This is a genomic window from Sulfitobacter sp. M368, assembly GCF_025141875.1.
In the GTDB taxonomy this organism is placed as follows: Bacteria; Pseudomonadota; Alphaproteobacteria; order Rhodobacterales; family Rhodobacteraceae; genus Sulfitobacter; species Sulfitobacter mediterraneus_A.
In genome coordinates this window covers 39,283-51,094 of record NZ_CP081113.1, presented here as the reverse complement: position 1 = coordinate 51,094, position 11,812 = coordinate 39,283, and the positions used below count along the sequence as shown (strand labels likewise).

The window sequence follows — 11,812 nt, the reverse complement described above, 5'->3', positions numbered from 1 at the left end:
CAACAGCCCCATCGGTAAAGAACCTTTGGAAAGTACCGCATAACAAGAGTATTGTCGATAATTAATATACTTTGGGTTGTGCTACTGATCCAGCACATCGCGATGATATCGGTTCAATAGGAACAAGCCGCAGATGCAAGTCAGCGCCGACAATCCCATTGGATAAACGACCGACACATAAGTCGGCAGATAAAACGGGTAAAAGCCGTCACGCATCAATCCGACGATGTGGACCAGCGGATTGAACCAGAGGTAATCGTTGTAGGGCTGCGGAATGCTCTCAAAGTTAAAAAAGATACAAGAAACGATGAACAACGGCCTATTCAAGACTGCCCAGGCCATCTGCCAAATAGGGAAAGCGACGGTTAGAAAACAATTGAGCGTCCCGATTCCCGTGCCAAGCGCGATGGTCAGCAAATAGGCTTGGGATATCTTTGAAAAATCCAGAATGGTTGTCGGCTTGAGAACCAGCCAGATAGAGCCGAGCAAGACAAAATGGACCATCAACTGTGTCAGGACATTCAGTGCCAGTCGCGCGATCAGTGCGTCCAGAAATGTGACCCGTGGATAGGCCAGTAGGGCGCGGCTGAATTGAATGGTTTGCGCAAGTTTTCCAGATAATTCGGTGAACATCATCAACGGTAGGATCCCCGCCGCGTAGTAAAGGGCAAAGCTGGTGCCAAGCGGCGGTGTCCGGAACCCAATGGAAAACACCAGGGTCAAAAGCGCGATGCCAGCGGCAGGTTCAAGGATGGCCCAGACATAGCCCCCCGGTGACCGGCCATAGGTCGTCGAAATCTCACGCAGGATCAACGCACCGATGGCGCGGGGCGTGGCAAACCGTGCCGATTGCGGGCGCAGCGTTTGAGGGGTTTGAGATGTGATGTGCGGCCTCCCGGCTGGTCAAAACAGTAAAGTTATGAAACTATAGGTGGCAAAGATATTCAACAATGCAACCAAAAGAGTTTTCCGATGCAGGATGATACCTCTGATCAAAGGAGGCCTGTTACAAAGGTGCGTTGGCTAAAAACCAAAGCAGGGTCCGAGCCGAAAGAAGCGCCGCTCAAGCTTGGTCCGGCCTTGCCACCCGATGACCCGGACCCGCCGAAAGTGATGAAACCGGAAATTCCGCAATTTCTTGTTGGGCCACCTGCACAACCCGCACGCACGCGTAAACGGCATTGGTTACTGTTGCTGTCTTTCGCTGTTTTGGTGCTTTTACCGTCACTGGTTACCGCGTTTTATCTTTGGCAGCGGGCGGCAGATCAATATGCGTCGGACGTGGCGTTCTCTGTCCGAACCGAGGACAAAAGCTCAGCTATTGAACTGCTTGGCGGGATCACGGAGCTGTCTGGATCAAGCTCGTCTGACACCGACATTCTGTTTGCATATCTATCCAGTCAGGAATTGGTCTCGCGGGTGAATGATCGCGTTGACCTCCGGGCCATCTGGTCACGAATCCCTCCTGAACAGGATCCTGTTTTTGCCTTTGATCCTGCGGGCACCATTGAGGATCTCCAGGCGCATTGGGATCGTAAAATCTCTGTTGTTTATGACAGCGGCACGGGACTGATTGATCTGGAAGTACGTGCTTTTGATCCCCAGGACGCCCGACGTGTTGCTCAGGCGGTGCTGGATGAATGCGCCGCGATGATCAACAGCCTGTCGGATATCGCGCAGGAAGATTCGATCAGGTATACCCGCGAGGAGCTTCAGAACGCGGTCGAACGCCTCAAAACCGCACGCCGCGCATTGACCCAATTCCGCAACCGGACCCAGATTGTCGATCCGAGTATCGATACACAAAATCAGATGGGTCTGCTCGTTACCCTGCAACAGCAACTCGCCGATGCCTTGATCGAATTTGATTTGTTGCAAGACACGACGCGCGACAATGATCCGCGCATTGCACAGGCCAGACGCCGCATAGATGTAATCAACGGACGCATCGCATCCGAGCGGCGCAAGCTGGGATTGGGAGTTGAGGGGAATGGCGACGCGGCCTTTGCGACCCTTGTTGGGGAATATGAAGGTCTCATCGTAGATCGGGAATTTGCGGAAACGGCCTATACCGCTGCCTTGGGCGCCCATGATTCCGCGCAGGCCGAGGTACGACGGCAAAGCCGGTATCTGGCCGCGCATGTCAAACCAACATTGGCCGAAAGAGCGGAGTTTCCGGAGCGGGCCAAGTTGTTGGGACTGCAGACCCTCTTTTCATTTTTTGTCTGGTCGATTTTTTGTCTGATCTACTACAGCCTGCGCGACCGGCGGTGATGTGCGATGGTGCGGCTCGAGAATCTTTGCAAGTCTTTTCGAACACGGCATGGCCGTAAGGTAATTTTCGACAACCTGACTGCGATGTTTCCAACCGGGGTTTCGGTCGCGCTTCTGGGCCGGAATGGTGCCGGGAAAAGCACCTTGCTCAGGTTGATTTCCGGCACCATCCGGCCAAGCAGTGGCTTTGTCCAATCTACGGGAACAATCTCTTATCCGGTGGGGTTCGCGGGCTCCTTTCATCCAGATCTCACAGGTGTACAGAACACCCGATTTGTCGCACGGCTTTATGGTGTAGACAGTGATGCATTGGTGGATTTTGTCGAAGACTTTGCGGAACTCGGCGGGCATTTCAGAATGCCATTCCGCACCTATTCGGCAGGCATGAAATCCCGGCTGTCCTTTGGTGTTTCCATGGGCGTACCATTCGACACTTACCTTGTGGATGAAGTGACCTCAGTTGGGGACGGGGCATTCCGTCACAAAAGTGTGCAGGTGTTTGACAAGCGACGCGAAACAGCCGGGGCGATCGTGGTCACTCACTCCGCGCCGATGGTTCGACGTCTGTGTAGCATGGCTGCGGTGTTGGAGCAGGGCAAATTGACCTTCTACCGTGATATTGATGCGGCGCTTGAACATCACGAATACAATCTGGCGCACCCTCTATAGGGGGAAGGGATACCCCGCATTCCTCAAGCAGTTGATAAAGCTGATGCTGAAAGATCTTAGGAGAGAAGGATTGTGACCAAGCGTGCTGCACCGCCGCACGGCTGATCGGCGTTTGTTCCTGATAATCCGCGAGCAGGGCCAAGATCTGATCGCGATCTGCCTTTAGATCGCAAAACGAAGTCACCATCGCGAAAGGGTGCCTGGCAGCCAGTTCCTTCGCTCCCTCAAAGTCCTTCAGGATCAGCGGCAATCCCACTTCAAACGCTTCAAGTGCGCCGATGGGCAACCCTTCGTAGCGCGAGGTCAACAAGAATGCGTCAGCCGCAGCCAGCAAGGGCCGAACATTCCGAACCGGGCCGCAAAAGGTGATGCGTTTGAACGTCGCTCTGGGCAAGCTTTTCTCAATCTTTCTCTGGAAGCGCGGCGACTGCGTGCCAACCCCTGCAAGGGTGAGCGTAAAACGGTCCGGTAAGGCAGAAAAAACCTCTAAAGCAGTGCCATAGTCCTTTTGATAACAGGCCCGCCCGGTCATCACGATATTGCCACCCGCCGTGCGCTTAATAGGTGGCAATTGCCCCAGATCAGAGCAGTTTGCCAACACGTGAAGGCGGTGTCGCGTCGCAATAGAATCCCCCAAATGCAAAATCGTCGATGCCCGCATCCGGTTGCTTAGGAAAACCAGATCCAAAGGCGGCGAAAAGCGCAAGACACAGCGCTCTGCCAGCGAAGAGCACCAGCGCAGAATCGCACGGTGACCCCGATCAAAGGGCAAGCCGTGAAAAGTAAACAAAACCGGATGGGCGGGCCGCCAAACCCTGAGCACCAGTGCGATCCGGCACAGCAGAACAGCCAGCCGCGCATGTACCCAAACCAGCGTTGCCGGTTGTTCCCGCAAAAGCCTCAGCAGGTCACGGCAGGCCCGAAAATGGCGCAGTGGCGACAGTCCAGAGGCCAATCCGGGAATGGCGTGATGTGCTGCGCCTAGCGCCCGCGCCTCGGTATAACCGCCCTGATCCGGCTCGCTGACAATTGTGATGCGGGCCCGGCCTTTCATGGCTTTCACGATATGCAGAATATGTTCAGGTACGCCGGACCGATACCCGCAGCCGCCAACCAGAACCACATGAGGGCATTTCTCAGATTTGGCCAAGGCTGGCGGCCCCCCAAAACCCAAGTGTCCCGACCGGAGTTTGCCGATAGGGCCGGACTTCGTTCAACAGCAACAACCGCTGCTGCAACGCAGCTTTGCGGGCCAGTTCGAAACGGCGCAGATCATGGCGCGCCTCCTCTGTCAAAAGCGATCTTATCTGCCCGAGCACGGCAAGGTTTTGCTGGATGCGCATGGCGAAATTGCCCTTGAGAACACCCGTCTTGCGCTTGATCTGCGCGGACATGCCATGACCCGCCCCAATCGCATTTGCGCTGTGCTGCCGATAAAGAATGCAGGGCGGTCCGCTATCATAAACCACTTTGCCGCCGGCCCCTGTGATCAATTGGTAGAGCCACCAGTCATGCGCAAAAACCGGTTGTGTTATCATGCGTGAGGCCTGCCGCGCCAACCGCGTGGCGGCGGGGTTCAACATGACGGTGTTGCCCGCTGCGACATTCTCAATCAAGGCATTCCGAAACTCAAAATCCCGATTGGGACGAGATGATTTGATGCGGCGATCCGTCTTGGGATACCAAAGCCAGCGCTGTCCGCAGTACAACGTTGGTGTTTCCTCAAACCCACAAAGTGCGGCAACAGCCCGCCCCAGTTTTTCCCTGCTCCAGACATCGTCTTGATCAGCAAAGGCGGTGTATCCCGCCTTTTCAGGCAGATTACGGATCAGACGCATATAGTTGTCGCCAAAGCCTTTTCTTGGTCCGTGACCGCAATGAATCCGCGTGGGGAACCGGTCAGAAAAGCCGCGGACAATCTGGCTGCTAAGATCCGTTGATCCATCATCGCTGAACCGCAAGACCCAGTCCTCGTGATCTTGTTCTGAAATACTATCGAGCTGTGGCTGCAGCCACTTTGCCCCGTTCAGAACGCCCATCAGAATGGTTACGGTATTGGTCATGTCGGGAGTGATAGCAGGCACAAAAAAACCATTGGTTAAAGAAGACACCTGAGATTCATAGATCGTTAAGGGTAAGCAAAGTATTAACATTTCAAAGGTTTATTCGGAGCGACTTTGGAATGGTGCCAAGAACTTGGCAAATGTTAATCAGGCGTTTCTCCACAACCGCTCGTCAGGACGGCTTTGCTTGCGCGTTGGGCAAGGCCTGGCGATATGTGATCCGCCGACTGCGCGGTCAGGGACCAAGCACGGTTGCTCCCAGCTCCGATCACCGCGTTGATCCATCAGCATTATACCTTGGCCCGGTCTGGCAGGAACTGGCACAGCACAATGGCTTTCACATCAGTGCGACACCGGCCGTTCTTCAACGCCGCAGACAGATTGCATTGATCGGCGATCTGAACCTGCCGCAATGTCGCAAATACCGTGTGGAACAGCTGGCGACGTTCTGGCAGGCGCGTGGGGTCGAGTTTACATATGCCCACTATGAGGACATTCCCCGCGCCACCTCGATCCTGCAACAGGCGACGCATCTGTTTGAATACCGTCTGAAAACCACCGACGTAACCCAGATGCTGCGCTATGAGGCGCGGCGTCTGCGACTGCCGGTGTTGTATGATCTGGACGATCCGCTTTTTTCGGTGTCGGCCTATGGCACTTACGGAAATATGGCTGCGGTTGATCCGTCTCTAAAGACCCACTTTCTCAATGAAGCGCCAAAATACCTGAGCATGATGAACGGCGCTGATGTTCTGTCGGTTTCGACACCCGGTATGATCGCCCATTCAGGGCTTTATTCTCCAAGACCCACCTACTTGCGGCGCAATTTTGCGGATTGCCAAACTCTGACCAACGGGGCCAAGGCAATGCAAACCGACCGGCCAGATGATGGGTGTTTTCGTGTGGCATTCGCAAGCGGATCACTAGGGCACGAAATGGATCTTGTGGAGATCCTGCAAGGCTTGTCGGCATTCGTTCAGGCGGATCCAAAGCGGCGGCTGATGCTGATGGGGCACGTCGATTCCAAGATACTGCCAAATGGGTTGGACAAGCAGATTGAGCGGTTCAGATTCACGGATTACGGCGCTTATCTGAACGCGCTTGCGTGTGCGGATTGTGCGGTGATGCCATTGAGTGATGATGTTTTCAACGGATGCAAATCTGCGGTGCGGGTTCTGGATGCTGCGGCTGTGGCGGTGCCTTCGATTGTGGGCAGCATTGGTGATCTCGCCGCCGTTGTACGCCACGGTGAAACGGGACTGGTCGTTGGGGCCGATCTGCGTTGGACCGAGGCTTTGGAGCTATTGGCACAAGACCTCACCTATACGAGAAACCTGGGCCGCACTGCCCGCAAGGACATCGAAACCCATTGGAGCGGAAAAGCAGAGCCACACATCATCTCGCCGGAGCTTGTTCGTTGGGTGGAAGGTTGAAAATGCGCCATATCCTGGTCGCCAATGTTTTTTTTGCCCCGCATTCCTACGGCGGCGCAACGATTGTTGCTCAAGAAGTTGCGCATGCCTTGATCCGGCGGGGTGGATTTCAAGTCACGGCTGTATCGCTCTGCTGCAGGGCCGGGATCGCCGATTATGCTGTGCTGAAAACAGAAGTCGACGGTATCGTTAACTATCAAATCAATGTGCCTGAGGGGCGAAGCTATGGTGCGGCCTACGACAATCCGGGCATCACGGCCCGGGTTGCGGAATTGATCCATACACTGGACCCTGATCTGGTTCATGCACATTGCCTTCAGGATCTTGGAACAGGTGTGATAACCGCCGCGCGGGATCAAGATGTGCCCGTGATCCTGAGCGTGCATGATTTTTGGTGGATCTGTGAGCGTCAGTTCATGATCCAAATGGATCAAACCTATTGTGGTCAGCATCCCGTCAAAATCACGCAGTGCAAGGGATGTGTTGAAAACTATTGGGCGGCGAGAACCCGGTTTGAACATCTGCAAACCATGGGCGGTCTGGTGGAGATCGTGACTTATCCCAGCCAATTTGCAAAAGGGCTGTGCGAAAATTCCGGATTTGCGACCGGTCGGGGCGTGGTTTGGGAAAACGGGATACGCCTGCCGGACAAGACTTTTGCCAAAAAGCAGAGCGCCCGCAGACGCCAAGATCGCCGACTTGTCTTTGGGTTCGTTGGGGGCCCCTCCCAGATCAAGGGATGGCCATTGATCAAGGATGCCTTTGCCGGCCTGTCAGAAACGGATTTCCGGGTGATTGTGGTTGACGGAAGCATGGATGGCTCTTGGTGGCAGGGGCATGATTTTTCGGGCTTGCCGGGGGAATGGGAAGTTCACCCAAGATTTACACAAGACGAAATGGATGAGTTTTATTCCAAGATCGACGTCCTGTTGTTTATCTCGCAATGGAAGGAAACCTTCGGCCTGGTCATCCGCGAAGCGCTTGCGCGGGGTGTGCGTGTGATCCAGACAGACAGCGGTGGCAGCACAGAACACGGCTATATTGCGCAGGAAGATTTGATACCAATCGGACCGGATCCTGCGCCGCTGCGCCGTCAGATCACCGATGCGATTGCCGCGCATCCCGCCCATATGGCGCCCTGTGCCGTCACCGATTTCGATACACAAGCCGCAGCGCTGGAGGGTCTGATTGAGCAGGCTCTCAGCAAGGCGGGCAACCACTAGAACACGATATCATCTTCGCTGAGGTCTTGCAGGTCGGTCTTGATCAACCGGATGGATGAGTTTGGCGACGTGTCGATCACGACATCCCAACCTGATTGCCGCGCAACGTTCATCACATCAGCAAAGCTGTTCAGTGTGGTCACGCCGGACAGATCCAACACCTCTTGATCGTTTTGCGTTTCAAAATCGGCCACACGGTCGTGGCCATGGCCATCGGCAAAGACAAAATGATCGGCGTTAAAATTGCCAAAGAGCAGATCGTCTCCTGCACCACCTTCGAGGGTGTCAAAACCGGCGCCACCTTGCAGCGTATCCACGCCAGCCCCGCCCAGCAAAAGATCGTCGCCCGTGCCGCCAAAAAATCGGTCATTGTCTGCGCCGCCATCAAGGGTGTCATTGCCTGCGTCTCCAAACAATGCGTCCCCCATCTGTCCCCCGGACAACAGATCATCCCCGTCGCCGCCAAACAGGCGATCAAACCCCTGGTCTCCGATCAAGGTATCATTGCCCGCCTCGCCATAAAGATTATCGGCTTGATGACCACCATCCAGCAAATCGTCACCATCTCCGCCATTGAGATAGTCAAACCCTGCATTTCCAAACAACGTATCGTTGCCGGCCTCGCCCCAAATACCATCGACCGAGGTGCCGAAGTTGCTGCCCGCGCTGAGCCAATCATCGCCATCGCCGCCATAAACGCGGTCTGGTGCTGCGCCGGCCCAAACGCGATCTGCTCCGGCGCCTCCATTGATCTGGTCAAATCCATCACCGCCCAAGATCACGTCTTGTCCGTCACCACCGTTGAGGGAGTCTGCATGACCGTCACCGCAGATCGTATCGTCGCCATCGCCGCCATTGATCGTGTCAAAACCGCCTGCACCAATCAGCAGATCATGATCGCCACCCCCGTGTATTTCGTCATTTCCCGCATCTCCCGTGACGCTGTCATTGCCTGCGCCTGCCTGAATGGTGTCATTGCCGCCCCCACCCAAGAGCCGATCGTCAGAGCCAAACCGATACATTGCCTCGCCGCGTTCGGTTCCGATCTGATCTGCGCCGCTACGGTCCAACTCAAATTCGGGCGCCGCCTGCCAGTCGGAAGTGTTTGAGGGTTGCGGTTCGGGTGCCGGATCTGAGGCAGGCGCCGGGTCTGTACGTGGCGGGGTTGTCGCCCCTGGATAGTGACCAGGGTCGGTTTCGATGCGATCCCCGGTGATCAGATTGCCAAAATCAAAGTCGTCGGCATCAAGGGCAACACCGGTTGCGCTGTGAATTTCGGTGACGTCGTCACCGATCCGTAAGTCGGCGCCATAGGACCGCGAGGAGATGCTCGTGGCGCCGATGCCATTCATCTGGCTGAATGTGGAGATGTCGATGCGGTCGGTGCCCGATTGAAAATCAAGGATCCGGTCCCGCGTGTCATCTGCCGTCAAAATGAACGTATCGCTTCCGCCACCACCGCGCATGTCATCGGCGCCTGCACCGTCCCAGATCAAATCATTGCCGTCGCCGCCATGGATCTGATCTGCGCTTGCACTGCCGCTGAGGATGTCGTCCGCGCGTGATCCGTTCAGGGGCCCACCGCTGTTGCTGGCTGCCTTGCTGATCCCAAGGTCTTGCAAGTCAACGGAGAATTCCGACAAGAATGGTGCAGCTTCGGTTGAGGCCCAGATGCGAATGCCATCGGATGTGGCCAGTGCCTCAAGCGCGGTAATGCCGTTCAGTGGCGCATCGGCAGTGGCCTCCATGCTTTGCAGATGTTGGAGCCGCCCGCCCGGCAGCATCGCGAACAGGCTGACCCCGGCATCTGATCCTGCGGCCAGCACGAAATCCTGTGCACCGATGGTTATACTTGTCACGTGAGACACATTTGCAAAACGGGTTTCGCTGCTGTCCAGCACCTGATCAACGGGCGTCATGCCGTCCGGGGATATGGCCATGACCGAAAGAGAATGACTGCCGGACGCGGCGCTCACCAGATAGAGCCCGCCGTCCGCTGCAGTGGTCACTGCCAATGCACTGGGCCGGTCCACCCACAAGCCATCCTGAGTGTCGATGTTTGAGATATGATCGAAGGATCCGTCTGGCGCTTTTTTGAACATGCTTACGCTGTCCTCGGCACCATAGCTGGCAAAAGCGTAGGTTTGGCCATTGTGGCTGCTGATCAAGACATCAGATGCGCGGGCCGTATTCAACGCGGAAGAGGTATCAATCTCTTTTGTTACAAACTGCCCGCCCGCGCCAAAGGAAACCTGAACAATACCCCCGCCGCGAAGGGCGGCGAGCCCGGATTGGCCCGTGTCCTCTACCACCAATTCGCTAAAGTATCGGGCGCTGATGTCCTGCGATGCCATGGTCGTGGAAGCGGCAAACGGGCTGCCGGCCCGGCCCGCATCCAGTGTCACACCCTGCAAATCCGCGCTGTTTAATCCGGCCATAAACAACTGATCTGGGCCTTTCAGCACCAGATCGGTGGTTTCGAGTTGTAAGTATTGCGGGGCGATCCGCCAATGCCCTTCCAGCGTTGTTTGTCCCGCACCATCGCCGATGTCGAACGCGCTGAGCCACCCGTCTCCTCGGGTTGCGGTGTACAATGTGCCGCCGTCGGAACCCGGCACAACCAACAGGTCGTTAATCCCGACCAGCGCATTTTCTTCTGCGCCGCTCAGAGTGCCTTGCACCGAAAAAACCGCTCTGACCATGAAACACCTCGCATGCTTTGCAGGTTTGGATGGCAGGCAAAACCGGATTCTGCGGGGCCGCGATTGTGGCAATCTTTTGGTTTTTCCAGCGAAGTTTAAAGGCCTGCTGTTGCCTCAAATTCGCGGCAACAGACCGACGCCGCAGAAATTGTTTACAGGACTGCAACAGGGTCCGCTGCATTCACGTTTTGGCAACCCAGAAGGAGCGTCCATGTCAGAGCAATCTCCGATTTTGTCCCTGCCCTATATCCAACCGGCGCAGGCGCAAAAACACGTCACCCACAATGAGGCGCTGCGCATTCTGGATGCGGTGACGCAGCTTGCCGTGCTTGATGCGGGTTTAACGGCACCGCCCGCCGGCCCTGCACAGGGAGACCGGTATCTTGTTGGTGCCTCCGCGACGGGGGCATGGGCGGGACAGGACCATGCGATAGCGGTCTGGGCCGATGCGGCATGGGTCTTTTTTACCCCGCGAACAGGGTGGCGCGCAGATTTGGCCACCACTGGAACGCAATTGCGCTTTGATGGGGCGCTCTGGGTTGATGCCATTCCAGCGCTGGATTTTCAGAACCTCCCGATGGTCGGGGTCGGGACGACGGCCAATGCAACCAATCGTCTGTCAGTCGCGGCGGATGCGACATTGCTCACCCATGATGGCGGTGGCCATCAGTTGAAACTCAACAAAGACTCTGCGGCAGATACCGCCAGTCTGCTGTTTCAAACCGGGTTCTCGGGACGTGCGGAAATGGGGACCGCAGGCAATGACGATTTCTCGATCAAGGTCAGCCCGGACGGCAGCACGTTTCACACTGGGTTGAGCATTGAAAGCTCATCTGGCGCCGTGCAGATCAACAGCGGCCAGCAGTTTTTCGAGGATGTGTTCATTCTGGACGATACAGCGTGGTCTTTTGATATCCCCTGGTCAAACCCATCGCGGATCCTGATGTGGCTGAGCATCAATATCGCTGCACGGTTTTACCTGTTTGCAGTGACGGGCACCTTGGTGAACGCGACCAACTTTGGGGAAATGTTCGCCAATCCGGCAGGCAGCATCAACTATCTGACAGGGCCGTTGACCGGAACCACCGGCCCGGATGGAGAGATCAGCCTGTCCATCGATACCACCGGTGCCGTGCCAAAAATGTTTATCGAAAACCGGGTCGGCAGCAACCGGCTCTTCACCCTTGCGACAATGGGAAAGTAATATGGCAAAGCGACCAAAACAGAAAAAGATCGTCTCCGAGATCGCGTACCGTGAAACTGTCTTGCCGGGGGTCGGACGGATCAGGGTGCCCGCGCATCTGAGCGATGAAGATATTCTCAAAGAGATTCTTGAAAGCGACAGCCAAGAATAGAAACACCGCGTTTCTCAATCGTTCCGTGACTTTCGGTCGGGTGCTTGCTACGCCCATGATGACCAAAAGTGACGGAGCGATTGCGTGGATTTT

General features: G+C 55.8%; 9 protein-coding genes and 1 pseudogene. 6 read left to right on the top strand and 4 right to left on the bottom strand.

From position 1 onward, the window contains the following. Nucleotides 1–81: 81 nt before the first annotated feature. Nucleotides 82–813 carry an ABC transporter permease gene (locus K3754_RS00230; protein ID WP_259939746.1) on the bottom strand — a complete coding sequence of 244 codons (732 nt, stop codon included), beginning with the start codon at nt 811–813 and terminating at the stop codon, nt 82–84. Nucleotides 814–1,014: 201 nt separating this feature from the next. On the opposite strand from K3754_RS00230, the gene K3754_RS00225 reads away from it, so the two are divergent. Both K3754_RS00225 and K3754_RS00220 read left to right on the top strand, forming a co-directional pair. Beyond that, nucleotides 1,015–2,274 (top strand): capsule biosynthesis protein, encoded by a 1,260-nt coding sequence (locus K3754_RS00225; RefSeq protein ID WP_259939743.1) that lies wholly within the window; start codon nt 1,015–1,017, stop codon nt 2,272–2,274. A gap of 6 nt (nt 2,275–2,280) precedes the next feature. Further along, complete coding sequence (locus tag K3754_RS00220) at nt 2,281–2,943, top strand: ABC transporter ATP-binding protein (protein WP_259939740.1); 663 nt, start codon at nt 2,281–2,283, stop codon at nt 2,941–2,943. Nucleotides 2,944–3,049: 106 nt separating this feature from the next. Here the strand turns inward: K3754_RS00220 and K3754_RS00215 are convergent. Next, nucleotides 3,050–4,066 (bottom strand): annotated as a pseudogene (locus tag K3754_RS00215) (glycosyltransferase); the annotation flags it as partial. A gap of 13 nt (nt 4,067–4,079) precedes the next feature. Next, nucleotides 4,080–5,006: a glycosyltransferase gene (locus tag K3754_RS00210; RefSeq protein WP_259939737.1), complete on the bottom strand. Its 927-nt coding sequence runs from the start codon at nt 5,004–5,006 to the stop codon at nt 4,080–4,082. Nucleotides 5,007–5,146: 140 nt separating this feature from the next. On the opposite strand from K3754_RS00210, the gene K3754_RS00205 reads away from it, so the two are divergent. Both K3754_RS00205 and K3754_RS00200 read left to right on the top strand, forming a co-directional pair. Further along, a complete protein-coding gene (locus tag K3754_RS00205) occupies nt 5,147–6,439 on the top strand; it encodes a glycosyltransferase (protein ID WP_259939735.1) in 1,293 nt (430 codons plus the stop codon). A 2-nt stretch (nt 6,440–6,441) separates the two neighbouring features. After that, on the top strand, nt 6,442–7,662 hold the full coding sequence (locus tag K3754_RS00200; protein WP_259939732.1) for a glycosyltransferase family 4 protein: 1,221 nt from the start codon (nt 6,442–6,444) through the stop codon (nt 7,660–7,662). On the opposite strand, the gene K3754_RS00195 is transcribed toward K3754_RS00200, so the two are convergent. Beyond that, entirely contained in the window at nt 7,659–10,364 is a 2,706-nt protein-coding gene (locus K3754_RS00195; RefSeq protein WP_259939731.1) for a calcium-binding protein, read from the bottom strand. The genes K3754_RS00200 and K3754_RS00195 overlap by 4 nt on opposite strands. 211 nt (nt 10,365–10,575) lie before the next feature. Between K3754_RS00195 and K3754_RS00190 the strand changes: the two genes are divergently transcribed. Then, nucleotides 10,576–11,568 (top strand): DUF2793 domain-containing protein, encoded by a 993-nt coding sequence (locus K3754_RS00190; RefSeq protein ID WP_259939729.1) that lies wholly within the window; start codon nt 10,576–10,578, stop codon nt 11,566–11,568. A gap of 1 nt (nt 11,569) precedes the next feature. Further along, a complete protein-coding gene (locus tag K3754_RS00185; RefSeq protein WP_203209588.1) occupies nt 11,570–11,719 on the top strand; it encodes a hypothetical protein in 150 nt (49 codons plus the stop codon). Nucleotides 11,720–11,812: the final 93 nt, after the last annotated feature.